This window comes from Polynucleobacter sp. (assembly GCF_030693775.1).
Lineage (GTDB): Bacteria > Pseudomonadota > Gammaproteobacteria > Burkholderiales > Burkholderiaceae > Polynucleobacter.
In genome coordinates, this window is sequence record NZ_JAUXZY010000004.1 from 934,478 (window position 1) to 959,362 (window position 24,885).

Consider the following 24,885-nt stretch of genomic DNA (forward strand, 5'->3'; position numbering starts at 1 on the left):
AGGAGACGTAATGAAGATTAAATCAAAGTTAATAAGTGTGTTAATGGGGTCGATCATCGGGTTAGGACTTGCGACGCAATCGCATGCGCAAGCGAATCTGACTGAGATTAAGGTAAGTTATCAGCCGGCACTGTATTGGGCTTTACCATTTTATGTTGCCACTGAAAAAAATTGGTGGGCAGAACTTGGATTAAAGCCAACATTTAGTACTTTCCCAGCTGGCGTACCTCAAATTGCTGCATCAGCTTCTAAATCGTGGGATGTTGGTGGCACAGGCTCTGTTCCTGCTGTTTTGGGGTATGTCCGCTTCGGCATTAAAACCATTGGCATAACAAATGATGAGTCTGCAGGTAATGCATTACTTGCAACAGCAAAGACAGCGGATGCATTTGCGAAAAATCCACAAAGCATCAAAGGCCAGACCATTGTATTGACTGCAAATTCCACCGGTGATTATGCAGTGCAGTCGTGCTTAAAAAAGTATGGCATTGCCAAGTCTGATGTCACTATTAAAAATATGGGTCAAGCTGAAATTATTTCTGCCATGTCTTCGGGTAACGCTGATTTAGGTGGTTTATGGGCCCCAAATATTTATACACTGGAAGAAAAAGCGGGGGCAAAAGTCATTTGTAGCGGAAAAGATGGCGGAGCTTTTGTCCCTGGCGCTCTAATTGTTCGTGGTGATTATGCAAAAGAAAATCCGCAAAATGTGGCTAAGTTTCTTGCAATCTATATTCGCGCATGGAGCTGGATGAATGCGAATAAGCCACAAGCTATTGCCATGATGAAGAAATTTTATGAGCAAGGTGGCGTAAGTATCTCAGAGGCATCGATGCGTAAAGAGTTTGATACCCGCCCAACCTATGATTTGGCTTCGCAGCTAAGAATTATGGATCAAGCAAAAGGCACATCAGAGGCTGACGGCTGGTTCAATGCAATAGCAGCTTTTATGCAAAGCACTGGCGCTCTTACTAGCGTTCCTCCAGCCAAAGACTACGTTACCGATGAGTTTATGAAGATGGTAAACGCAGATAAGAAACTGCGTGACTTTGCGGCAAATACGAAGTAATTAATCGTGGTCCCCGTTGGGAGTAATTTCAGCGGGGATTCTCAGCTAAAAATGTAAGGGTGATGATGAGTGTTCAATTTTTAAAAAAAGCGGCTAAAACTCCTGAAACAGAATCCTCTAATGCGCAGCAAGTTGTTGCTGAGATGCTGTCAAACATAGAAAAAAATGGCGAATCTGCAGTTCTAGAGTATGCAAAATCCCTCGATAAATGGACTGGAGATATCGTTATGTCTCCGGTTGAAATTGATCGAATTCTTGCAGAAGTGCCAAATCAAGTGAAGCAAGACATTGATTTTGCTGTAAAGCAGGTTTATGACTTTGCGATTGCACAAAAAGAAAGTATTCGCGATTTTTCAACAGACTTATATCCGGGCGTTATTGCCGGTCAAAAGGTTTTGCCGGTAAATGTGGTCGGTTGCTATGCTCCATCTGGCCGTTATGCCCATATTGCTTCCGCCTATATGACGGTTGCAACTGCTAAGGCTGCTGGCGTAAAAAATATTATTGCCTGTTCTAGTCCATTTCGTGGCGGCGGTATTCATCCATATGTCCTCTACGCTTTTAAGGCAGCCGGTGCCGATGTAATCATGACCTTAGGTGGCGTCCAGGCAATTGCCTCTATGGCCTTAGGTCTATTTACGGGGAAGCCTGCTGATGTGGTGGTGGGCCCTGGAAATAAGTTTGTTGCTGAGGCTAAGCGTACCTTGTTTGGAAAGGTCGGTATTGATGTATTTGCTGGACCTTCTGAAATTGCAGTCATTGCCGATGAAACGGCTGATCCTAAGATTGTCGCTAGTGATCTGGTGGGGCAAGCAGAACATGGACATGAGTCTCCCGCATGGCTTTTTACAACCTCCAAGACGCTTGCCAATGAGGTTGCAAAATTAGTTCCGGAGATGATCGAGTTGCTCCCGCCCATTGCTAAGGACGCTGCTTTTTGCGCCTGGCGCGACTATGGCGAAATCATTTTGTGCGATAGCAATGAGGAGATGGCGCGAGTATCAGATCAGTATGCAAGCGAGCATCTAGAGGTGCACGCAAAAAATCTTGACTGGTGGCTTGAGAATTTAACCAATTATGGGTCATTGTTTTTGGGTGAAGAAACAACTGTAGCGTACGGTGATAAAACAAGTGGCCCTAATCACGTTTTGCCAACCAAGGGTGCAGCCCGTTATTCTGGCGGTTTATCGGTGCACAAGTTTATGAAAACTCTTACTTGGCAGCGTATGACAAGAGAGGCTAGCAAGCAAATGGCAACCGTCACTGCTCGCATTAGCAGGCTTGAGGGAATGGAAGCACATGCAAGAACAGCGGATGATCGCCTGGAAAAGTATTTTCCTAAAGAAAACTTTGACTTAGGGAGGCCGGTAGAGGTATGAGCGTCCTTAATCAATTTTCCCTTAATGGAAAAATTGCATTAATTACTGGTGGCAGTAGCGGAATCGGCGAGGCAATCGCCGAGGCCTTAGGCCTCGCTGGTGCGCAAGTGATCTTAGCTGCCCGCAGAAAGCCTCAGTTAGAGGAGGCTCGTGCGCGGCTTGCAAGTAAAAATATCCACGTTTTAGCTTGTATACCAGCTGATCTGGCGGACTTAAATGCCTGTGCAGCTTTGGCAGAAGAGGCCCTGATACATGCCGGTCAAGTTGATATTCTGGTTAATGGAGCGGGGGCGAATTTACGCGAACCATTTATGGATGTCACGCAGGAAACATGGACCCGTCAATTAAATTTGCAATTAAGTGCCCCGTTTTTTTTGACACAAGCACTGGCCCCAAAAATGAAATCAAATCAGTGGGGGCGGATTATTAATATTGCTTCCTTACAAAGTTACCGTGCGTTTTCAAACAGTGCGCCATATGGTGCTGCAAAAGGCGGGATACTTCAGCTCACGCGCGCAATTGCCCAAGAATGGTCTAAGTTTGGAATCACCTGCAATGCCATAGGGCCTGGATTTTTCCCTACCGCATTGACGGCGCCAGTATTTAATGACACAGAGCTTGTTAAATTACATGCTAATCGCACTGCAATTGGTCGGAATGGCGAGATGAAGGATATTGAAGGCCTTGCTATTTTCTTGGCCAGTAATGCCTCTTCGTATATTACTGGGCAAACTATCATGCTTGATGGTGGTTACACAGCTTCTTAGGACTCGATTATGAAAGCACTGGTTTATACCAACCCCAATGAAATGCAGCTATTAGAGCGCCCTTATCCGACCATGGATCAGGATGAAGTTATCTTGAGGATCGACTCAGTTGGGATTTGCGGAAGCGATATGCATGCTTATCATGGGCATGATCCGCGAAGGAAGCCAGGATTAGTACTGGGGCATGAGTTTTCGGGTGTTGTAATTGAGAGCCTATCGACCAATTTCAAGAAGGGCTCACGCGTTACTGGCAATCCATTAATTACGTGTGGCGTATGCGAGTATTGCGTTCAGGGGAGAAATAATCTTTGCTCTAATCGCACTATGGTTGGAATGACGAGGCCGGGCGCTTTTGCGGAGTATATGAGCATCCCAGCAAAGACATTAATTACGCTGCCGGATGATATGGCGATGGACGCAGCCGCCTTGACTGAGCCTGCCGCTACTGCCGTTCATGCAATCAATTTATCAATGCGAGCATTACATCGCCCCATCCAAGAATGCCGTGTCCTAATTATTGGGGGTGGCGCTATTGGCATGTTGACAGCTTTATTACTTAAACATTTTGGAGTGAATGATTTATGTGTTGCTGAAACAAATGCTTTGCGTAGAGAGTCAATTCGTCTCCATGCTGAGTGCAAAACAAGCGATCCAATAGTAGAAGCGATCATTGAAAATCATTATGATTTTGTTATTGATTGTGTTGGGACAAAACTAACCCGTAAATCAGCATTTGAGTCAATCAAACCCGGCGGAGTGATTATGCACGTTGGTCTGCAGGATTGGGCAAGTGAGATTGATATGCGCAAATTAACCCTTGCTGAAATTACTCTATTAGGGACCTACACTTACTCAACTGCAGATTTAATTGCGACTGTAAACTATTTAAATCAAGGTGCATTTGGATCTTTAGCCTGGGTCGAAAAGAGATCGCTGGATGATGGTGCTAATGCGTTTGATGATTTGAATCGCGGCAACACTTCTTCAGCCAAAATTCTGTTAAAACCAAATTAAGATGTCAAATTCAGATGCCTTTTGGATGCCATTTACGCCCAATCGGGACTTTAAGCTTTCGCCTCGATTACTAGCATCCGCTTCTGGCGTTACTTATCAAACTGCCGATGGAGGGGCTGTTTTAGACGGTATATCTGGCTTATGGTGTGTTGGGGCTGGTCATAAGCACCCAAAAATTGCTGAGTCGATGAAGACTCAAATCGACACACTGGATTTTGCTTCCAGTTTTCAGGTTGGGCATTTAGGCGCATTTAAGCTAGCAGAACGTATTGCATCGATTGCACCCAAAAATCTGGATAGGATATTTTTTGTTAATAGCGGATCTGAAGCATGCGATACCGCTATGAAAATGGCGCTAGCCTATTGGCGTGTCCGTGGGCAAGGTCATCGAAATTTATTTATTGGGCGTGAGCGCGGTTTTCATGGGGTGGGTTTTGGTGGCATCTCAGTTGGCGGAATGATTAATAATCGTAAGGTTTTTGGCGCCTCATTATTGCGTTCTGATCATTTACGATCAACTTGGGATCCTGCAAATCAGGCCTTTGTGAAGGGAGAGCCTGAGCATGGATATGAGATGGCGGATGAGCTTGAAAGTCGAATCATTGCTTTGCACGGTGCGGATAATATAGCGGCTGTAGTTATAGAGCCAATTGCATGCTCAACTGGTGTTTTGGTTCCGCCCAAGGGATATCTAAAGCGTATTCGCGAAATTTGCGATCGCCATGAGTTACTTTTAATTTTTGATGAAGTCATTACTGGATTTGGCAGGACTGGAAATATGTTTGCATCAACTACGTTTGATGTTGTTCCAGATATGATTTTGTTTGCTAAGACTGTAACCAATGGGGCTGCTCCATTGGGCGGTGTTATTGTTAGCCGTTTAATACACGATACGTTGATGCATGGCCCTCGCCATATGGCTGAGTTGATGCATGGCTATACGTATTCCGGTCACCCACTATCCTGTGCCGCAGCATTGGCTATGATTGACGTAATTGAGCAGGAAGGCCTTTTGGAGCAAGTGAATGCGCTCTCACCTTATTTTGAGGAGGCCGTTCATTCACTCGCCGATCTAGATTAGGTTGTTAGTGTGCGCAACTTTGGATTAGCGGCAGGTGTGGAGCTAAAGGCAAAGCAGGACGCCATTGGTGAGCGCGGATTTAATGCTCAGGCGCTTGCATTTAAGCATGGCGTCTTAACGAGGGCGCCAGGAGACTCCTTAGTTCTAGCCCCACCATTTATAACAACGCGCTCACAAGTTGATCAAATGGTGGATGGGTTTAGAAAAGCAATTCTAGAAACAGCTTAGGCTGCTATCAAACCTCCATGGCGAAGAAGTGCATCGATGGATGGCTCGCGTCCGCGGAAGGCTTTAAACGATTCTGCTGCAGAGCGACTGCCGCCGACCTCGAGGATCTCAGTGCGGTAACGGAGGCCCATAGCCTTATCGATCACGCTGCCACTCAATTTACCCGCCTCTTCAAATGCAGCATACACATCGGCAGAGAGTACTTCAGCCCATTTATAGCTGTAATAGCCTGCTGCGTAGCCACCCGCAAAAATATGGCTGAAGGTATTGGGCCAGCGCGATAAGGGGGATTGGGGAATGGCATTAAATTGATCGCCAATTGCTTTGGCAATACCCAAAACAGCCTGACCCTCGGCATGTGCCGAATCAAATGAGGAATGCAAACGCCAATCGGTTAAGGAGAACACCACTTGGCGCAAAGTTGCTAGACCATTTTGGAAATTCTTGGCGGCGAGCATTTTCTCAAAGAGTTCACGCGGTAGTGGCTTGCCGGTATCGACATGGGCTGTCATTTTTTCGAGGACTTCCCATTCCCAGCAGAAATTCTCCATAAACTGGCTGGGCAGTTCTACGGCATCCCATTCAACGCCATTGATGCCAGAAACGCCCAGGGCCCCAACTTGAGTTAACAGGTGATGCAGGCCATGACCACTTTCGTGGAATAAGGTAATCACATCGTCGTGGGTAATGGTGGGTTGCTTTAGCTTGCCATCGACCTTCACTGGCGCTGCAAAATTACAGACTAAGTAGGCTACCGGTACCTGTACTTCACCATTGGGCAATAAGCGCCTACCGCGGGCATCATCCATCCACGCGCCACCACGTTTGCCGGGCCGTGCGTAGGGATCGAGGTAAAAATAGGCCACTACTTCACCATCCGGATTGCTGACCGAGAAAGACTGAACCGTGTCGTGCCAAATGGGCAGGTCAGCAGGTTTGATGTGAACGGAAAATAGATTCTGAATTAAGCCAAAGAGGCCGTCGAGTACTTTGGGCAGTGGAAAGTATTGCTTGAGTTCATTTTCTGAAAAAGCATAGCGTGCCTGTTTGAGTTTCTCGGACAGAAAGGCAATATCCCAGGGCTGAATCGGATCGTCTTTGGTGGCGCCTAAGTTAAATTCAGTGCGAGCAAACTGCTGCAGAGTCTCCCAGTCTGATTTGGCAAAGGGTTTTGCGCGCCGCGCAATATCGACCAGAAAGTGATCTACTTCATCAACAGTGCGCGCCATTTTGGGTGCAATACTTAGTTCGGCGTAATTGCTATAGCCGAGCATCAATGCCTCTTCATTGCGCAGACGCAATTGATCCAGCATGTTTTGGGTGTTATCCCACTCCGCCTTGCCGGCGCCGTATTGTGGCCCCAGTTCCGATGCCCGGGTGACGTAGGCTTCATACATACGCTGCCGTAATGCCCGATTTTCTGAATACTGCTGTACCGGGTAATACGACGGGAAGTGCAGGGTAAAAGCCCATCCGGATTTGCCTTGCTCTTTGGCTGTGTCGGCGGCGGCTGCAATCGCATCTTCAGGTAGCCCGATTAGCTCAGCGGGATCCGTGATGACATGAGAAAAGCCATTGGTGGCATCTAATACGTGATCCGAAAAAGCCTTGCCCAGTTCAGCCTGCAAATCCTGTATTTGCGCAAAGCGGGGCTTTTGATCCTCGGGTAATTCAGCGCCCCCCAGACGAAAGTCGCGCAGGGAGTTTTCAATCACCTTTTGCTGATCGCTTGAGAGCATGGCAAAGCTCGGACTTTGGCGCAGGACTTTAAAGCGCTCATATAAGGCCAGATTCTGACCCAGGCTCGACATGAAGGCCGTTACTTTTGGCAGCATGGCGCCATAGGCGGCGCGTAATTCCGGAGTATCGGCTACGCTATTTAAGTGGGACACTGCGCCCCATGCACGGCTAAGGCGCTCCGTCGCATCTTCCAAGGGCTCTACCAAGTCATTCCAAGTGGGTGATGTGGTTTGGCTAGTTGCGATGGCGACTGCAGATTCGGCCTCAGCAAGAAGGATATCTATGGCCGGAGCAATATGGCTCGGCTGGATTTGCGAATAGGCTACGATTCCTCTGCCAAAGTGAAGCAGGGGATTATCGGAGTGCGTTGGGCTTGGGCTTAGATTGGGATGTGTATTCATCCCTCTAGCTTAATGTAATGTGCTTGCTGGCGTGTAAACCAGCAAAGGGACTAGTGTTTGGAGGCCTTTTCCGCTGCCTCTAAGGTGTTCATGAGCAGCATGGTGATGGTCATGGGGCCAACGCCGCCTGGTACCGGAGTGATCCAGCCAGCAATGTATTTGGCCGTATCAAAATCCACATCGCCGCACAGCTTGCCATCGGGTAGGCGATTGATGCCAACATCAATCACAACCGAGCCGGACTTGACCATGTCGCCAGTAATCATTTTGGGCTTGCCAGTCGCAACCACCAAGACATCCGCATCTTTGGTGTGGTGGGCCAGATCCCGCGTTTTGCTATTGCAAATGGTTACGGTTGCGCCGGCTTGCAATAAGAGCATCGCCATTGGCTTACCCACAATATTCGATGCGCCAACGACTACTGCACGCGCGCCACGCAAGGGATACTCAATGCTTTCGAGTAACTTCATGCAGCCATAGGGGGTGCAGGGCTTGAATTCTGGCGCTCCGACCATCAGGGCACCGGCATTGGCAACGTGAAAGCCGTCAACATCTTTTTGTGGCGCAATGGCCTCAAGTACCCGCTCCGATGCGATGTGCGCAGGTAAGGGCAGTTGTACCAAAATGCCATGAATGGCTGGATCGCCATTCAAGGTAGCAATGCGGGCTAATAGCGCTTCTTCATTCATCTCTGCTTCGTAGCGCTCGAGCACCGAATGAAAGCCAACCTCTTCGCAGGCTTTCACTTTATTGCGAACATAGACTGCGCTGGCTGGGTTGTCGCCCACCACAATCACCGCCAAACCGGGACGCGTTCCCTTGGCGGTAACGATAGCGGCACGGGCAGTGATTTCAGTACGAATTTTTTTGGAGAGGGCAACGCCGTCGAGTAATTGGGCTGGCATAAGTAAAGAAAAAAGAACGTTAAAAAAATGAAGCCCAAATAATGGGCCTCCTAGAAATGCATTTGCTTGCTAATTAGGTTGGCTGTGGATCCGATAAGGCCAAACGCAGGAGGTCGGCAACGGTATTGACGTTGAGCTTTTCCATAATATTGGCGCGATGGGCCTCAACCGTTTTAATTGAGATACCCAAATCATCGGCGATTTGTTTATTCAGACGGCCGGCAACAATGCGCTCAAGTACTTGGCGTTCGCGACCCGTCAGTTTGCCAAGCAACCCTTGGGTAGTTTTACGTTGGCTCGCCTGACTGTAATCGGTGCGTGCTTTGGCCAGCATCTTTTCTACCAGGGCGCACAGTTCATTTTCTTTAAATGGCTTTTCAATAAAATCAACCGCCCCTTTTTTCATGGTGGTGACGGCCATCGATACATCGCCATGACCCGTAATGAAGGAGATGGGCATAGGGAGGTTTTCGCTAATGAGGCGCTCTTGCAACTCAAGGCCCGACATGCCCGGCATGCGGACATCCAAAATCACACATGAAATCGTTGATTTATCCGTGCTTTGTAAGGATTGCAAAAAACGTTCGGCACTGGCATGGCAGCGAACTAAATAGCCGTTGCTCTCCAGCAACCAGGTTAAGGAATCCCGGACCGCCTCATCGTCATCAACAACATAAACCACTTCGGTTGGATTGGGGTTGGATGTATTCATTAAGTTCATCAGTCAGTTCCGCTTGGTATTTCTAAACATGCATTAAGCCGAAGCGGTTGCTTCGGTTTCCGCCGTTTCGAGAGGTAATAGTATTGTAAAGGTGCAGCCTACTGCCTTGCCGCTATTGGGATCATGCTGGTTTTTGGCCCACAGGCGACCGTGGTGGGACTCGATAATGGAGCGGCAAATATTGAGCCCCATACCCATTCCGTCGGATTTTGTGCTGAAAAAGGGCTCAAACATACGTTCAATCACCCCATCGGCCACTCCCGGGCCACTATCCACGACTTGGATGCGCAGCATCGCTGGAAATGTGCTGGTCTCTAAATCAGCGCTAATTTTGATGGGCGGCACCGCCCAGCGGGAGGATAGTGGTGCATCTTCGCGTACGCTATCCAGGGAGTTTTTCAGCAAATTGACCAAAACCTGCTGGATTAAAACCGGGTCCAGACCCACTTTGGGGAGGTTGGGTGCCAGCTCCACCGCAATAGCGAGGCGATGGCGGTGCGCCTCAATCTCTACGAGGCCGACGGCATCAGCCACAATCTCGCCGATATCAGAATCCTTGCGTTGTGGCTCACTGCGTTTCACAAAACCACGTATGCGCTGAATAATCGTTCCAGCGCGGTGCGCTTGTTGCGATGCTTTCTCAAGCGCGGGAAGTAAGTCGTTTGAAAGATTTTGGTCCGCTTGACCCGATAAGCGCTTTGCTACACCCATGCAATAGTTCGAAATCGCAGCCAAGGGCTGATTGAGTTCATGTGCCAGCGAGGAGGCCATTTCACCCATCGTGGTCAAACGGCTGGTAAATTGCATGCGCTCCTCTTGTTGGCGCGCCAAGTCCTCGGTATTTTTACGCAAGGTAATGTCGGTCGCAATCAGAAGCTGCGCTAAATGACCGTCCACCCATGGTATGAATCGGCGACGTACTTCGTACCATTTAGCCTCGTCACCAATAAGTTGAATCTCTTGCGACTCGGTTTGCCGAGTTTGATTGAGCTCAGAACTGGGCAAGCCTGCTAGAGGATCGATGTTGTCGTCCTCAAGGCCATGCAGCAGTGCAGGATCCATTTCATGATTGGCTAAATCGATATGACCCTTCGAGGTATTTCCAAACCGTTCTCGATAGAAGCGATTGGCAAAGAGGAGTTCGCCTGTTTCGATGGAGATCACGGAAACGGCAGCATCCAATCCCTCGAGCACCGTAATGAAGCGATCTTGCGAGGCAGCCAATTCTTCACGAATGCGCTTTGGCTCTGAAATATCCACCAGCGAAGTGACCCAGCCAGTTTGCTCCCCTTTTTCATTGATAAGTGGCGCGATATAGGTACGCGTCGCTATGCGTGTGCCATCGCGCCGTTGTATCACCCCCTCAATGCCACCTTTTATTTCATGGCTGCTATTTGGGCTGAGCGCTAAATCCATTTTTTTAAGCAGGTACTCCTGTTGATCTGCGGGCCAGAACGGGAAGGGCGGCTGCAGGCCCATTAGCTCTTCTGAGCTCCAATCGGTCATCTCACAAAATGCCCGGTTCACGTAGGTGATGCGCTTTTGCATGTCGTGCGCCCTAATACCAACCGGCGTGGAATTCTCCATCGCATTCCGAAAGTTAGTTTCAGTTCGCAAGCTGGCTTCAGCCAATTGACGGACTTGCATTTGCTTGATGACGGACCATAAGCTCAAAATAACGAATGCGCTAAGACCAATGACCACACCAAGCAACATCTTAAATGTCAGGTTGCTCGGCGTTGGGTACGTATCAACACGCAAGATGGCATTGGGACTCAAGATACCCAGATCCAAGCTAGTTTGATTGGTTAGGGAGCGCGGCGGCATATTGCGATCCGATGAGATGGCGAGCACTTTGCCCGCATCGGTGGTTAAGCTAAAGCGGTAGAGGCCTTTTAACTCTGGCGGTATAACGTATTCCATAATGCCTTGCGCCGAGTAAAGCACTGCCATCACGCCGCTGATGTCACCATCCGGCCCAATCGGGATGGTTTGCCAAAAGATAGTTCGCCGTTCTTTTGCCATCGGCTCATCATTGGGTATATCAATTTGAATGAAGTTACTAAACGCCGGACGATTGGTACTGACAGTCAACTCAATGGTTTTATTGAGCTGCGCTTTTATTTCTTTGGTGTACGGCGCCTGATCAAACCAAGTATTGGTTCGGGATGGCGGCGGCATCATCCATTGCCGCTGATTGTCCCGATCGAGCAAAATGAGTTGGCTAATTTCGTGGTTATTCAGTAAAAACGATTCCGCTTCTTTTAAGGCGCTGGCTTTTGTCTTTTCATCGCCATTCACTCTGCCTAAATCGCGGCTGAGCGACATGAGCACTTCAGTATTGTTGGCAAAACGTAATTGAATGCGTTGCTTTACTAATGAGAGCTCTCTGAATAAGGCATTTTCTTGTTGGTTGCGTTCCTGCATTTGCAGGGTGCCCAAAATGATGGTCATCATCACCGTAAAGATGACGATCGCTACCAGGGGCGTGTAGACCAAGCGAAATCCCCTGATGCGGCGAAACCAGGAGCTGTTATTAATGCGAGCTGGGAAGGTAAAGGGTAGCTTCATGAATAGGGCATTTTTCCAATCCCCTTAGTGTATCTGCCTATTTCATATAGGTTAATTTCATATAGTGCGACTTGCACTGCAATATATTTCCACATTATGAGAAATACTATCATTATGTGGAAAATTTCTTGTCAAGGCCTTTTGTGCTTTTTAGAATATTCCCTGTAGAGTAAATACCACCCACATCGAGCTAATGGAGACACGCAATGGCCGCAGTTCCGCAATCGGTTTTAGGTAAGGCGCAAACGGATGACCTGGATATTGATCCAATAGAAACCCAAGAGTGGTTGCAGGCACTCGATGGCGTGTTACGCGCGGTGGGCCCAGAGAGGGCGGCGTATTTAATCGATCAGCAAATATCCCATGCCAGAGTCAATGGGGTAAATCAGGCCTTTCATGCTGAAACCCCTTATATCAATACCATCCCGGTGGAGTTGCAAGCGCGCCTTCCCGGCGATCAAAACATCGAGCACCGGATTCGCTCATACACCCGCTGGAATGCGATGGCGATGGTGTTGCGTGCGAATAAAGATACCAATGTGGGTGGCCATATTTCCTCCTTTCAATCGGCCGCCACCTTGTATGACGTTGGCTTTAACCATTTTTGGCATGCTCCGAGCGCAGAGCACGGCGGTGACCTGATTTTTGTTCAAGGACACTCAGCTCCTGGAATTTACTCACGCGCTTACATGCTGGGCCGTTTAGAGCAAAGCCAGCTGGATTTATTCCGTCAGGAAGTAGGCGGTAACGGTATTTCCAGTTACCCGCACCCATGGCTCATGCCTGACTTTTGGCAATTCCCAACGGTATCGATGGGTCTGGGTCCAATCATGGCGATTTACCAAGCCCGTTTTATGCGTTACATGGAAGACCGTGGCTTTATCAATGCCGGCAATCGCAAGGTATGGGCCTTCTTGGGTGATGGCGAGACAGATGAGCCAGAGTCACTCGGCGCTATTGGGATGGCTGGCCGTGAACGTTTGGACAACTTAATTTTTGTTGTGAACTGCAACTTGCAGCGTTTAGATGGTCCGGTGCGCGGCAACGGAAAAATTATTCAGGAGCTCGAAGCAGAGTTTCGTGGGGCTGGCTGGAATGTCATTAAGGTAGTGTGGGGCGGCCATTGGGACGCTTTATTCGCGCGCGATAAAAAAGGCATTCTGATGCAGCGCCTCGGCGAGATTGTCGACGGTCAGTATCAGACCATGAAAGCAAAAAATGGCGCATACGTGCGCGAGACTGTATTTAATACGCCAGAACTGAAGGCCTTGGTCTCAGACTGGAGCGACGAAGACATTTGGGCTCTCAATCGCGGTGGTCACGATCCGCACAAGGTTTACGCTGCCTTCCACTCGGCAGTGAATCATCAAAACCAGCCCACCGTTATTTTGGCGCACACCATTAAAGGCTATGGCATGGGTGGCTCGGGTGAGGCGATGAACATTGCGCACCAAGCTAAAAAAATGAGTCCTGATGATGTACGTCGTTTCCGTGATCGTTTTGAGATCCCGGTGAAAGACGAAGAGCTTGACGACATTCCCTTTGTGAAGTTCCCCGATGGCAGTCCTGAGCTGGAGTACATGCGTGCGCGCCGTCAGGAGCTGGGTGGTTATTTGCCACAACGCCGTATGAAGGCCGAGAGTTTGCCTGTACCTGCGCTTGATGCATTTAGCGCATTACTCGAAGCGACCAGTGAGGGCCGTGAGATTTCAACCACCATGGCTTTTGTGCGCATGCTCAACATTGTGATTCGTGACAAGACCTTGGGTAAACGTGTGGTGCCGATTGTTCCAGACGAGTCGCGTACCTTTGGTATGGAGGGCATGTTCCGCCAGCTCGGTATTTGGAATCAACTGGGTCAGCTCTATACGCCAGAAGATCAAGATCAGCTCATGTTCTACCGCGAAGATAAGCAAGGCCAAATTCTGCAAGAGGGTATCAACGAAGCAGGCGGCATGTGCGATTGGATTGCGGCTGCAACGGCGTATTCCACCCACGGCGTACCGATGTTGCCCTTCTACATTTTCTATTCGATGTTTGGTTTCCAGCGAATTGGCGACTTAGCATGGGCTGCAGGCGATATGCGCAGCCGCGGCTTCTTGCTGGGCGGCACTGCTGGAAGAACCACCCTCAATGGCGAAGGCTTGCAACACGAAGATGGTCATAGCCATGTATGGAGCGCATCGGTGCCAAATTGCGTGAGCTACGACCCCACATTTGCCTTTGAATTGGCAGTGGTGATTCAGGACGGCATGCGCCGCATGCTCGATGCCCAAGATGATGTGTATTACTACATTACCCTCATGAATGAAAACTATTCCCATCCTGCAATGCCAGTGGGCGCTGAAAAAGACATCATTAAGGGCATGTACAAGTTACGCTCAGTAGGCGATGCCAATAGCAAATTGCGCGTTCAACTGCTTGGCTCTGGCACCATTTTCCGTGAGGTGATTGCGGCCGCTGAAGTCTTGCATACCGACTGGGGTATTGCTTCTGATTTGTGGGGCTGCCCAAGCTTTACCGAATTAGGGCGTGATTGGAATGCCGTGCATCGGAGTAATTTGCTCAATCCAGCATCTGCGCCAGAACTCTCGCACGTAGAGCAATGCTTAAAAGATACTACCGGCCCCATCATCGCGGCAACCGATTACGTGCGTACCTTTGCCGATCAAATTCGTCCAGCAATTCAACACATGGGTCGTCGCTATGAAGTCCTGGGCACCGATGGCTTTGGACGTTCCGATACCCGCGAAAACCTGCGCGATTTCTTTGAAGTGGATTATCGCTGGGTTGTATTGACATCGCTCAGGGCGCTAGCCGACGCTGGACAAATTGATCGTCAAAAAATTGCTGAGGCAATTCAGAAATACCAGATCAATGTCCAAAAACCAAATCCAATGACTTCTTAAGCCGAATGCGATCTTTCAGACTATGAGTAAATTAATCGAAATTCACGTACCCGATATCGGCGACTACAGCGACGTACCTGTGATTGAAGTACTCGTCAAAGTTGGCGATGTGATTGAAAAAGAGCAGTCGGTTGTTACATTGGAGTCCGATAAGGCCACAATGGACGTGCCTTCATCGCACGCAGGCCTTGTGAAAGAAATTAAAGTCAAGGTAGGCGATTTGATTTCAGAAGGTGCGCTGGTATTGGTAGTGGAGTCCAGCGATACTGCTGCCGCTTCTGCTCCAGTAGTAAGTGCTCCAGCTCCCCAGGCAGCGCCTGCGATTCCTTCTGTTCCTGCATCCATAACAACACCCACACCAACACCGGTGGCTGCAGTGGTAGCGGTGCCGGCATCACCTGTAGCTCAAGCCATACCAACAGCTGGGGCTGATGTGAGTCACGCTAGTCCAACGGTACGTAAATATGCTCGTGAATTGGGTGTCAACGTTGCCCTTGTTAAAGGATCGGGCCCCAAAGGCCGCATTACGCAGGAAGACGTTCAGGCTTTTGTAAAAGGCGTGATGAGTGGCGCTACTTCAACTGCAAGCACGAAGACCGGTGGCAATATGGGCGGTCTGGATTTATTGCCATGGCCCACCGTTGACTTTACCAAGTTTGGTGCGATTGAGCGTCAACCCTTGTCCCGTATTAAAAAGTTATCCGCAGCCAATTTGGCGCGCAACTGGGTGATGATTCCGGCGGTTACCTATCATGAAGACGCGGACATTACCGAGCTTGAGGCGTTCCGTGTTTCAACTAATAAAGAGAATGAAAAGCAGGGTAATAAGATCACAATGCTAGCGTTCATGATCAAAGCGGCAGTAGCCGCACTGAAAAAGTATCCAGAATTCAATAGCTCGCTCGATGGTGATGATTTAGTCCTGAAAAAATACTTTCACATTGCCTTTGCTGCAGATACTCCCAATGGCCTCGTTGTTCCAGTCATTCGCAATGCCGATCAAAAGGGCATCAATGAGATTGCCCGCGAGACCGGTGAGCTTGCTGCATTGGCACGGGAAGGCAAATTAAAGCCAGATCAAATGCAGGGCGCCAGCTTCACCATCTCCTCCCTTGGCGGTATTGGCGGAACTTATTTTGCGCCGATCATCAATGCACCTGAGGTCGCTATTTTGGGCGTCAGCAAAGCGGCAATGAAACCAGTCTGGGATGGCAAGCAATTTGTGCCCAGGCTGATATGCCCACTGTCCTTGACGGCAGATCACCGCGTGATCGATGGCGCTTCGGCGACGCGATTTACGGCCTACATTGCCCAGCTCCTGGCTGATTTCCGCCGTGCGGCACTTTAAAAGGAATCACCATGACTAAGCAATTGATTCTGGTTCCGGACATTGGTGACTACGACGATGTGCCCGTGATTGAGGTGCTGGTAAAGGTAGGCGATCGGATTGAAAAAGAGCAGCCATTATTAGTTTTAGAGTCGGATAAGGCCACCATGGAAGTGCCGGCTGATGCGGCTGGTACGATTACCAGCATTGCAGTGAAGGTGGACGATAAAGTTAAAAAGGGCACCGTTATTGCTGAGATTGAACTCGAGGCTGGTGCCGCGCCAAAGCCAAATGCGCCTATCGCATCGGCTCCAACTCCAAACGCAGCCCCATCACCACAACCCACTGCCGCACCAATTGCAGTTAGCAATGCAGCGAGTGCTTTTCAGGGTAAGGTAGATCATGAATGCGATTTACTGGTCCTCGGCGCAGGCCCCGGCGGCTATAGCGCTGCATTTCGTGCTGCCGATTTAGGTCTGAACGTTATTCTGGTTGAACGCTATCCAACTCTAGGCGGCGTTTGCTTAAACGTCGGCTGTATTCCATCCAAAGCTCTGTTGCACACAGCTGCGGTGATGGATGAAGCGAAAACCATGTCAAAGCACGGCATTAGCTTTGGTACCCCAACCATCGACATTGATCAGTTGCGCGCCTACAAAGATGGCGTGATTGGCAAATTGACCGGTGGTCTGGCTGGTATGGCAAAAGCACGTAAGGTGAAGGTTGTCCGTGGTCTTGGTCGTTTTGTGGATGCAAACCACGTTGAAGTCAATCTAACCGCAGGGCCCAGTCAAGAAGCAAGCGGTCAAAAAGAAGTGATTCGTTTTCAGAAAGCAATTATTGCTGCCGGCAGTCAGCCGATCAAGCTGCCATTTTTGCCGGATGATCCGCGCGTTGTCGATAGTACGGGCGCACTCCTTTTGAAGAGTATTCCTAAGCGCATGTTAGTCATTGGTGGCGGCATCATTGGTTTAGAGATGGCGACGGTCTATAGTGCCTTGGGCTCCAAAATTGATATTGCTGAAATGCTCGATGGGCTGATGGCGGGTGCCGATCGCGATTTAGAGAAGGTCTGGGAAAAGCACAATGCGGGACGCTTTGATAAGGTCATGCTCAAAACGCGCGCTGCCAAAGCAGAAGCGAAGCCCGACGGAATTCATGTCACGTTTGAAGGTGATGCTGCGCCTGCAGATCCGCAAGCCTATGACTTGGTATTGGTTGCGGTAGGGCGCTCACCGAATGGCAAAAAGATTGATGCGGGCAATGCCGGCGTTGCGGTAGATGATCGCGGCTTTATTGCCGTTGATCAGCAGATGCGCACGAACGTCCCGCACATTTTTGCGATTGGTGACATTGTGGGTCAGCCCATGCTTGCTCATAAGGCAGTGCACGAAGGCCACGTTGCAGCAGAAGCGGCAGCTGGTCAAAAATCCTTTTTTGATGCCAAGCAAATTCCTTCTGTTGCCTATACCGATCCCGAAGTAGCTTGGGCCGGACTCACTGAAGAGCAATGCAAGGCGCAAGGCATTGCCTATGAGAAAGGCCTCTTTCCCTGGGCAGCGAGTGGCCGCGCGATTGCCAACGGTCGCGACGAAGGATTTACCAAACTCTTATTTGACGCCAAAACCCACCGAATTATTGGCGGCGGTATTGTTGGCACCCATGCGGGTGATTTAATTGGTGAAGTCTGTCTTGCAATTGAGATGGGAGCAGATGCCATTGATATGGGTAAAACCATTCATCCGCATCCCACCCTGGGGGAGTCGGTTGGCTTGGCAGCCGAAGCGGCGCACGGGCACTGCACCGACTTGCCGCCGGTTCGAAAGAAGTAATGCCTTGATTGCGTGATTTTTTAAACGCAGTAGACCGCCAATCAAAAGAAAAATCCCCTGCCAGAGTCTGACAGGGGATTTTGTTTGGGGCCTGGGCCCTGTAGTTTCGATTAACGCTTTGAAGATTTAGTGGCCTTCTCGGTGGCCTTCAATACGGATTCAGTTGCATTGTTCAGGTTTGTTTGAGCGACATCCAGCGCCTGCTTCATGGCTTTTTGGCTGTTCTCGTAAATGGTGCTGGCCGAGGCAATCGCTTGCTTCATCGCTGCAACAGCTGCTTCTGAGCCAGCCGGCGCATTTTTGCTCCAGTCTTCGACCATGGCGTTCATTTTCTTTTGGCTGGCCTGCATTTCTTTTTCAGTTGTTTTGGAAAAGCCCGCTTGGGTATCGTTTGCTAATTCGTATAAATGGCGGCTATAGGCCATCATCTTTTCGGCCATGGGCTGGACGGATTGGGCCTGATGGGCTAATAGCTGTTGTACATCTTTAATTTCCAATGCCTTTTTGGCATTAGTCATGCTGTCGCTCAAACTGGCCTTGGCAATGTGCATATTGAGTTCAACCAACTTTTCAATGCTGACTAGTGCCTGATTTGTAATACCGGTGAGGGTTTCTAGGTTGGCCTTTTGTGCGGCGGCCAGTTGCTCTGGTGTGAGGTTCATTTTCTATCTCCGAGTAATTGATGGGGTGCTGTATGGCTAATAACTATTACTTAAGATTATAGTTTTATTTTTGTTGCATTGCACAAAGATTTTAATATTCATATTTAATAAGAATAAAAACATTAAAAAACAATAGCTTATAAGTAAATATTTAAGTAAAAGGTTATTCGACTTGTGGTGGTCTTCCTGGAGCTAAAATCAGATAACAGAATAAAAAAAGCAAATAAAAGGATTTATGGCGTTCAGGCTTGAAGGTGCGATTGCGCCTGTTTTCGTTCTTTTATGGAGCACGGGCTTCATCATCGCCAAACTAGCAATGCCCTTTGTGGAGCCGGCCACGTTCTTGTTTTGGCGCTACCTGGGAATCTTGCTAGCCATGGGGGCCCTCAGCTTGGTGTGGCGACCAGCCTCTTGGCCGAATCAATCGCAACTCGGACATTTGCTAATTGCCGGCGTTCTGCTGCAATTTGGTTATTTAATGGGCGTATGGGCAGCCGTTCGCTTGGGTATGACCGCCGGACTGGTGGCCCTAATTGTTGGTTTGCAACCGATCATCACGGCCTGGTTTGCGGCATGGGTATCCGAGCATGTATCGCCGCGCCAGTGGCTCGGTTTGCTGCTGGGGATAGCGGGGGTTGGTCTTGTCGTTGCCGAGAAAATGAACTTTACGCCCATACCCGTCATTAGTTACTTTCTTGCGTTTGCCGCCTTATTGTCGATTACCTTTGGTACGCTCTATCAGAAGAAGTATTGCCCTGTGTTTGACTTGCGATCGGGCTCTTTAATCCAATTCAGCATCGCCTTACTTTTATCCTTCCTTTGTATGGCGCTATTTGAAGAAGGCACCATGGTTTGGAATACGCCCGTCATCATCGCCATGCTCTGGGCAATCTTCCCCATCTCGATTGGTTCTGTGAGCTTGCTGTTCATCATGATTCGCAAGGGTGCGGCAACCAAGGTCACGAGTCTGTTGTACCTAACGCCACCTACGACTGCGATTATGGCGTGGTTCTTATTTGATGAACCCTTGACCTGGATGATGGCGGCAGGGATTATTTTGACGATGGGGGCGGTTGTGCTGGTGAATCAAAAGGCGCGTCAATAAATCACCCTGAACCCGTCAAAGTTTATTATCATTACGGCTATTGTTAGGTGAAGAGGTAGTGCTGCATGCGATTACGAAGCCGGCTTGGAGTTGCCTTATGGATGACCCTGTTTGCGGTCTCTTATATCCCCGACGCTGCAATTGCCCAAACTAGCTCGAGCAATCAAAAGCAAGCGCCTGCTAAAGACAAGCCAAAACAAAACCAGTCGGCCAATAAAGCGCCTGCTGCGAAACCGGGTAGCACGAATAAAACAATTAAAACAACTAAGCCGGCAAAGACTGGCAATACGAAGACGGCTAAGAAAACCAAAGATGTACGGGTAACCGTTACTCGCCCAGCAAATAATGCAACTACCGGCTCAAGACCTTCTTTTGCCACGGCAATGGGCTTGCGGGGCCAACATGATGATCTCAGTCTGAAGTCCAGCGTGGCGATGGTCGTCAATCAAGATACCAATGACGTATTGTTTGAGAAAAATACCGGCGTTAGCCTGCCAATTGCATCCATTACGAAGTTAATGGGTGCCATGGTGGTACTCGATGCTGACTTGCCTTTGGATGAGCCCATTAAGATTAATGCGGAGGATGCCCGTAGCTACGGAAAATCGCGGCTTGCTACCGGCACATCGCTGACACGCCGTGAAGCGATGCTTCTATCGCTGATGTCCTCTGAAAATCGCGCTGCCTACACCTTGGGCAGGAACTACCCAGGAGGCATTCCTGCCTTTGTTGCTGCCATGAATCAAAAAGCCCGTGATCTTGGCATGCGGAACTCGCGCTTTGCTGATCCCAGCGGCTTATCCAGTGAGAACGTCGCCACTGCAGATGACTTGGCGAAAATGGTGAGTGCATCTTATCAGTACAAGGCCATTCGGGAGTATTCCACTTGGCCTGACCTCACCATGGTGATTAACAATCGCCCACAAACTTTTTTGAATACCAATCGCCTGGTTCGTTCTGGCGACATGGACATCGGACTGCAAAAAACCGGGTTTATTAGTGCCGCCGGTAAATGCCTCGTGATGCAAGCCAACATCAATGGCTCGCCCTTGCTGCTCGTCTTTTTAGATTCAGTGGGCACGCAATCCCGTTTTGCAGATGCGGTACGCGTCAAGGATTGGTATCAGCAAATGGATCCCAGTGAGATCCGTCCACTGCGTCGCTTGATGTAATTTCTTTGTAGGGGGGGGGATTTGCTTCTTTCTCCCACAAGACTTACTTCGAGGTAAATCCCATTCCTTTTGAAATTTGCATGGCGGTATCTTGGAGCGCCTTGAGCCAGTCTGCCTGAATGCGATCCGTAGGAGCGCTGAGCGATAAGCCAGCCACCAATTTGCCTGTGTCATCGAGGATGCCGGCCGCCAAGCAACTCACGCCTAATTCCAATTCTTCATCGTCGCTGGCATGCCCCAACTGATTGACTTTAGACAATTCAGTTTCAAGCTTACGCAATTCGGTAATGCTATTGCGGGTATGTCCAGCTAAGCCGGTCCGAGTTGCATAGGCTCGCACCTTGGTCGAGTCATCGCTTGCCAAAAACAGCTTACCAACCGAGGTGAGGTGCAGCGGCGCACGACCGCCAATCGCACGAACCACTTGCATGCCTGAACGTTCGCTATAGGCGCGATCGACGTAGACAATCTCGTCGCCTTGTCGGACGGATAGGTTGATGGTTTCCCCGGTGATTTTATGGAGTGCGCGCATCGGTGCTTGAGCTGCCTCTCGAACTGAGAGCCGAGCTTTCACTAGATTGCCGAGCTCTAAGAGTCGCAGACCGAGCCGATAAGTGCCGCCATCGCCGCGCTCAACCAGTCTGCAGGCAACCATGTCATTTAATATGCGGTGCGCCGTGGAAGGATGGAGTGCAGTTTGCTCAGCCAAAATCTTCAGGCTGCAGGCATCCTCATGCTTCGCAAGGGCATCGAGCAAATTCATCATGCGCTCGACCACCTGGATGGCGGTCTTTCCAACCTCACCAGGGGCTTTAGCCATTTTTGCTACTTTGGGGTTATCCATTGCTTTATTGTAGCCATTCTTGATGGAATTGCACAATGTGAAAACCACTACCGAAAAAATAGTCGCTTATATGGCTATTTCAGGGCTAGGGCGCATTCCCGAACCAGTTCCGGACCCTTAAAAATGAGGCCGCTATACAGTTGCACCACACTGGCTCCCGCAGCACGTTTTTCCTGGGCATCTTCTCCGGAAAGGATGCCGCCGACGCCAATAATCGGTATCCGGTTATCAAGGTGTTGCTTGAGCGACTCTATAACGGCATTGGATAGGGTGCGAACCGGCGCACCAGAGAGTCCGCCAGCTTCGGTGCCATGCTCCAGATGGGCGACTGCGCTTCGCTCAATCGTGGTGTTGGTTGCAATTACGGCGTCAATTTCAAACTCAATAAGCAAGTCGGCGATCAAACGGATGTCGGTGGGATCGAGGTCCGGTGCAATCTTTAGAAATAAGGGTTTGCGAACGCCATGCTGATCGCATAGAGCGGTACGTGCCAGCTGAATGCTACTCAGCAGGGAACGCAGCATGTCTTCACCTTGCAGAGCTCGGAGGTTCTTGGTATTGGGCGATGAAATATTCACTGTAATGTAGGATGAAACGGCGTAAACCTTTTTTAATCCAATTACATAATCGTCGGCGGCAGCTTCGATTGGGGTGCTGGCATTCTTGCCTATGTTTAAACCAATAACACCGCCGGATTGCCAGTAGCGTGAGGCCTTCACGCGGGCCACGCATGCGTCTACGCCATCGTTATTAAAGCCCATGCGGTTAATAATTCCATCAACCTCGCTGAGGCGGAACATGCGCGGCTTTGGATTGCCCGGTTGCGGTAGCGGCGTTACGGTACCGATTTCTAAAAAGCCAAAACCCAGAGCGGCAAGAGCATCAATATGCTTGCCATCTTTGTCTAAGCCGGCAGCGAGACCAACCCGATTACGCAAATGCAAGCCGCAAAATATCTGGGGGTCGACGACGGGCTTGGGCACGAAATGGGGGAGTAAGCCGAGCGCGTGCGCCCGGTCCATACTGCCCAGAGCTAGGTTATGGGCTTGCTCAGGATCAAGGCAAAAGAGCGCAGGGCGTAAAAAGGAGTAAGCGGACATGAATTGAATTATCGCGTATGCAAGGGCTGCCAGAGGTTATCGATCAGACCTTCGATGGCCTTGAACTTCGACTTATACGCCATCTTCTGACTTTCTTGGATGTAATAGCCCAGGTAGAGATAAGGCCGCTTCAGTAGCCTTACTTGTTCTATTTGCCACAGAATACTGTAGGTACCGTAACTAGCATTGGATGCCGTAGTGTCGTAAAAGGTGTAGACCGACGAAATGCCGGCTTCGACAATATCAATGATGCTGACCATGCGTAGGCGTCCTGGCTCTGGGTCCCCGGGCCCGTCCCGAAATTCAACTAAACGCGAGTTCACTCTGCTTTGCAGTAAAAACTGCGTGTATTGCTCTTGGTCATCGCGGTTCATGTCGCCATCATGATGGCGCTGCTCTTGGTAGCGGCGATACAGTGCGTAGTGCTCGTCGGTATAACTCAAGTGCAGTACATGAGCTTCTAAATTGGCATGTTGCTTTTGAGCGCGCTGTTGGCTGCGATTCGGGACAAAGTGCTCAACGGGTATACGCGTAGCAATGCACGCCTTGCAGTGATCGCAATAGGGGCGATAGGTAAATAGGCCGCTGCGCCGAAATCCAGCATTGACTAAATCGCCGTACATATCGCTATGCACCAAGTGGGACGGTGTAGCAACCTGTGAACGCGCGGTTTGGTGCGGTAGATAGCTGCAGGTATAGGACGCGGTGGCATAAAACTGCAGCGCAGTAATCGGGAGCTCATTGATTTGACTCATAGCCACCGCTCCAATGCAGTTTTATCAAAACGCCATGGACTAACGATTGACTCTCGGCTGATGGCATCGCGTGCCAGGGATAAAAATTGCGTGCGCGGAATTGGACCTCCCCCCAGTGACCGGAGGTGGTTCGTTTCCTGTTGGCAATCAATCATAGGCACCTCATGATCGTAGCACCAAGCGCAAAGCAAGGCTAAAGCGAGCTTCGAGCTATCGGCTCGGCGACTAAACATCGATTCACCAAAGACCATACGCCCAAAACTAACGCAGTACAGACCGCCCAACAGACGATCGCCTTGCTTGACCGCAATGCTGTGGGCAAAGCCGCTTTCAAATAGCTGGCTGTATGCATCCACAATTTCATGGGTAATCCAGGTGCCATCCTGGTCCTTGCGTGGACTTAGGGCGCAGGCCCGCATAATCGAACCAAAATCACCATCGACCTCAATATGGCAGGTGGGGTCGTGATAAAAATGCCGCATGGTTTTTTGCAATGAGTTGCTCACCTTAAAATTTTTTGGCTCTAGCACCATCCGTGGGTTTGGCGACCACCATAAAACCGGTTGATTATCGGAGTACCAGGGAAATAAACCAAGCCGATAGGCTGATTCCAGCTGCCCTGGATAGATGCGTTCACTGACAGCAAAAAGCCCGATTACTTCAGGGTCTGGATCAGGCATGACTGCTGGATCAGGAAACGCATCATCAGGCCCTAGCCAAGCAATTTGACTCATTGCTCAAATGGTTTCAGAGGGCAAAATATCGCGGGATCGGACAACAATTCCAGTTCCTTGCTCGAGGAGGCCCGCACTGCGATCGGCAAAAAACCACTGCAGGGTTTGTTTGGTAGTCGGAAAAGCCAATTCGGACCAGGGAATTTCGTGTTCGTAAAAAAGCGCGACCTCAAGGCTTTCCTCGCCCGCTGAAAACTCGGGGGCGGGTAATTTGGCGAGGTAAAACAAATGCACCTGCTCAACATGAGGCACATTGATTAAGGAAAACAAAGGGCCGATTTCAACATGGGCTCCAGCCTCTTCCAAGGTTTCTCGGGCAGCCCCATGCGTAGTGCTTTCACCAATTTCCATAAAGCCAGCAGGCAAAGTCCAAAAGCCATGGCGTGGCTGGATCGCTCTGCGGCAGAGCAATACTTGTTCGCCCCATACTGGAATAGTGCCCACCACATTGCGTGGATTGATGTAATGCACGGTAGCGCAACCATTGCATACATGGCGCTCGCGCGTATCGTCTGCCGGAATGCGCAATGTCACGGTCGATCCGCATTTTGAGCAGTAGTGCATTGGAA

General features: G+C 49.7%; 21 protein-coding genes. 11 read left to right on the forward strand and 10 right to left on the reverse strand.

The genetic code is table 11. From position 1 onward, the window contains the following. The first annotated feature begins 10 nt into the window (after positions 1-10). The 6 genes from Q8M75_RS07545 (at position 11) to Q8M75_RS10115 (ending at position 5,538) form a co-directional block, all read left to right on the forward strand. Positions 11-1,069 carry an ABC transporter substrate-binding protein gene (locus Q8M75_RS07545; protein WP_305487987.1) on the forward strand — a complete coding sequence of 353 codons (1,059 nt, stop codon included), beginning with the start codon at positions 11-13 and terminating at the stop codon, positions 1,067-1,069. Between the two features lie 65 nt (positions 1,070-1,134). Beyond that, positions 1,135-2,448, forward strand: coding sequence for a histidinol dehydrogenase (gene hisD / locus Q8M75_RS07550; protein WP_305488229.1), 1,314 nt, complete (start codon positions 1,135-1,137; stop codon positions 2,446-2,448). After that, positions 2,445-3,215, forward strand: a complete 771-nt coding sequence (locus Q8M75_RS07555) for an SDR family NAD(P)-dependent oxidoreductase (protein WP_305487989.1) — start codon at positions 2,445-2,447, stop codon at positions 3,213-3,215. The genes hisD and Q8M75_RS07555 overlap by 4 nt, the downstream gene beginning before the upstream one ends. Before the next feature lie 9 nt (positions 3,216-3,224). Then, positions 3,225-4,229, forward strand: a complete 1,005-nt coding sequence (locus Q8M75_RS07560) for a galactitol-1-phosphate 5-dehydrogenase (protein ID WP_305487990.1) — start codon at positions 3,225-3,227, stop codon at positions 4,227-4,229. A gap of 1 nt (position 4,230) precedes the next feature. Beyond that, positions 4,231-5,310: an aminotransferase class III-fold pyridoxal phosphate-dependent enzyme gene (locus tag Q8M75_RS07565; protein ID WP_371131762.1), complete on the forward strand. Its 1,080-nt coding sequence runs from the start codon at positions 4,231-4,233 to the stop codon at positions 5,308-5,310. A gap of 9 nt (positions 5,311-5,319) precedes the next feature. Continuing rightward, positions 5,320-5,538, forward strand: coding sequence for a hypothetical protein (locus tag Q8M75_RS10115; protein WP_371131763.1), 219 nt, complete (start codon positions 5,320-5,322; stop codon positions 5,536-5,538). On the opposite strand, the gene Q8M75_RS07570 is transcribed toward Q8M75_RS10115, so the two are convergent. The 4 genes from Q8M75_RS07570 to Q8M75_RS07585 form a co-directional block, all read right to left on the reverse strand. Next, positions 5,535-7,679 carry a M3 family metallopeptidase gene (locus Q8M75_RS07570; protein WP_305487993.1) on the reverse strand — a complete coding sequence of 715 codons (2,145 nt, stop codon included), beginning with the start codon at positions 7,677-7,679 and terminating at the stop codon, positions 5,535-5,537. The two genes, Q8M75_RS10115 and Q8M75_RS07570, sit on opposite strands and share 4 nt — an antisense overlap. A 50-nt stretch (positions 7,680-7,729) precedes the next feature. After that, on the reverse strand, positions 7,730-8,584 hold the full coding sequence (gene folD / locus Q8M75_RS07575) for a bifunctional methylenetetrahydrofolate dehydrogenase/methenyltetrahydrofolate cyclohydrolase FolD (protein ID WP_305487995.1): 855 nt from the start codon (positions 8,582-8,584) through the stop codon (positions 7,730-7,732). A 73-nt stretch (positions 8,585-8,657) separates the two neighbouring features. After that, positions 8,658-9,296, reverse strand: coding sequence for a response regulator transcription factor (locus tag Q8M75_RS07580; RefSeq protein ID WP_108469140.1), 639 nt, complete (start codon positions 9,294-9,296; stop codon positions 8,658-8,660). 42 nt (positions 9,297-9,338) lie between these two features. Continuing rightward, a complete protein-coding gene (locus tag Q8M75_RS07585) occupies positions 9,339-11,876 on the reverse strand; it encodes a PAS domain S-box protein (protein WP_305487999.1) in 2,538 nt (845 codons plus the stop codon). A gap of 206 nt (positions 11,877-12,082) precedes the next feature. Here Q8M75_RS07585 and aceE point away from each other — a divergent pair, with 206 nt between their 5' ends. Genes aceE through lpdA form a run of 3 tightly spaced genes read left to right on the forward strand, consistent with a single transcriptional unit; the run spans position 12,083 to position 17,944 of the window. Continuing rightward, on the forward strand, positions 12,083-14,785 hold the full coding sequence (gene aceE / locus Q8M75_RS07590; protein ID WP_305488000.1) for a pyruvate dehydrogenase (acetyl-transferring), homodimeric type: 2,703 nt from the start codon (positions 12,083-12,085) through the stop codon (positions 14,783-14,785). A gap of 22 nt (positions 14,786-14,807) precedes the next feature. Beyond that, positions 14,808-16,133 (forward strand): dihydrolipoyllysine-residue acetyltransferase, encoded by a 1,326-nt coding sequence (gene aceF / locus Q8M75_RS07595; protein WP_305488002.1) that lies wholly within the window; start codon positions 14,808-14,810, stop codon positions 16,131-16,133. An 11-nt stretch (positions 16,134-16,144) separates the two neighbouring features. Beyond that, positions 16,145-17,944 (forward strand): dihydrolipoyl dehydrogenase, encoded by a 1,800-nt coding sequence (gene lpdA / locus Q8M75_RS07600; RefSeq protein ID WP_305488003.1) that lies wholly within the window; start codon positions 16,145-16,147, stop codon positions 17,942-17,944. Positions 17,945-18,054: 110 nt separating this feature from the next. Here lpdA and Q8M75_RS07605 read toward each other — a convergent pair whose 3' ends face one another. Continuing rightward, positions 18,055-18,606 (reverse strand): phasin family protein, encoded by a 552-nt coding sequence (locus tag Q8M75_RS07605; RefSeq protein WP_305488005.1) that lies wholly within the window; start codon positions 18,604-18,606, stop codon positions 18,055-18,057. Positions 18,607-18,841: 235 nt separating this feature from the next. Here Q8M75_RS07605 and Q8M75_RS07610 point away from each other — a divergent pair, with 235 nt between their 5' ends. Both Q8M75_RS07610 and Q8M75_RS07615 read left to right on the forward strand, forming a co-directional pair. Further along, complete coding sequence (locus Q8M75_RS07610; RefSeq protein WP_305488006.1) at positions 18,842-19,711, forward strand: DMT family transporter; 870 nt, start codon at positions 18,842-18,844, stop codon at positions 19,709-19,711. 65 nt (positions 19,712-19,776) lie between these two features. Beyond that, positions 19,777-20,883 (forward strand): serine hydrolase, encoded by a 1,107-nt coding sequence (locus tag Q8M75_RS07615; RefSeq protein WP_305488008.1) that lies wholly within the window; start codon positions 19,777-19,779, stop codon positions 20,881-20,883. Positions 20,884-20,926: 43 nt separating this feature from the next. On the opposite strand, the gene Q8M75_RS07620 is transcribed toward Q8M75_RS07615, so the two are convergent. The 5 genes from Q8M75_RS07620 to Q8M75_RS07640 form a co-directional block, all read right to left on the reverse strand. Next, entirely contained in the window at positions 20,927-21,703 is a 777-nt protein-coding gene (locus Q8M75_RS07620) for an IclR family transcriptional regulator (RefSeq protein ID WP_305488232.1), read from the reverse strand. Positions 21,704-21,801: 98 nt separating this feature from the next. Then, positions 21,802-22,827: a quinone-dependent dihydroorotate dehydrogenase gene (locus tag Q8M75_RS07625; protein ID WP_305488009.1), complete on the reverse strand. Its 1,026-nt coding sequence runs from the start codon at positions 22,825-22,827 to the stop codon at positions 21,802-21,804. An 8-nt stretch (positions 22,828-22,835) separates the two neighbouring features. Further along, positions 22,836-23,582 carry an arginyltransferase gene (locus Q8M75_RS07630; protein WP_305488011.1) on the reverse strand — a complete coding sequence of 249 codons (747 nt, stop codon included), beginning with the start codon at positions 23,580-23,582 and terminating at the stop codon, positions 22,836-22,838. Continuing rightward, positions 23,579-24,316, reverse strand: coding sequence for a leucyl/phenylalanyl-tRNA--protein transferase (gene aat, locus Q8M75_RS07635; protein ID WP_371131764.1), 738 nt, complete (start codon positions 24,314-24,316; stop codon positions 23,579-23,581). The genes Q8M75_RS07630 and aat overlap by 4 nt, the downstream gene beginning before the upstream one ends. Positions 24,317-24,319: 3 nt before the next feature. Continuing rightward, positions 24,320-24,880, reverse strand: a complete 561-nt coding sequence (locus Q8M75_RS07640; RefSeq protein ID WP_305488237.1) for an NUDIX hydrolase — start codon at positions 24,878-24,880, stop codon at positions 24,320-24,322. Between the last annotated feature and the right edge of the window lie 5 nt (positions 24,881-24,885).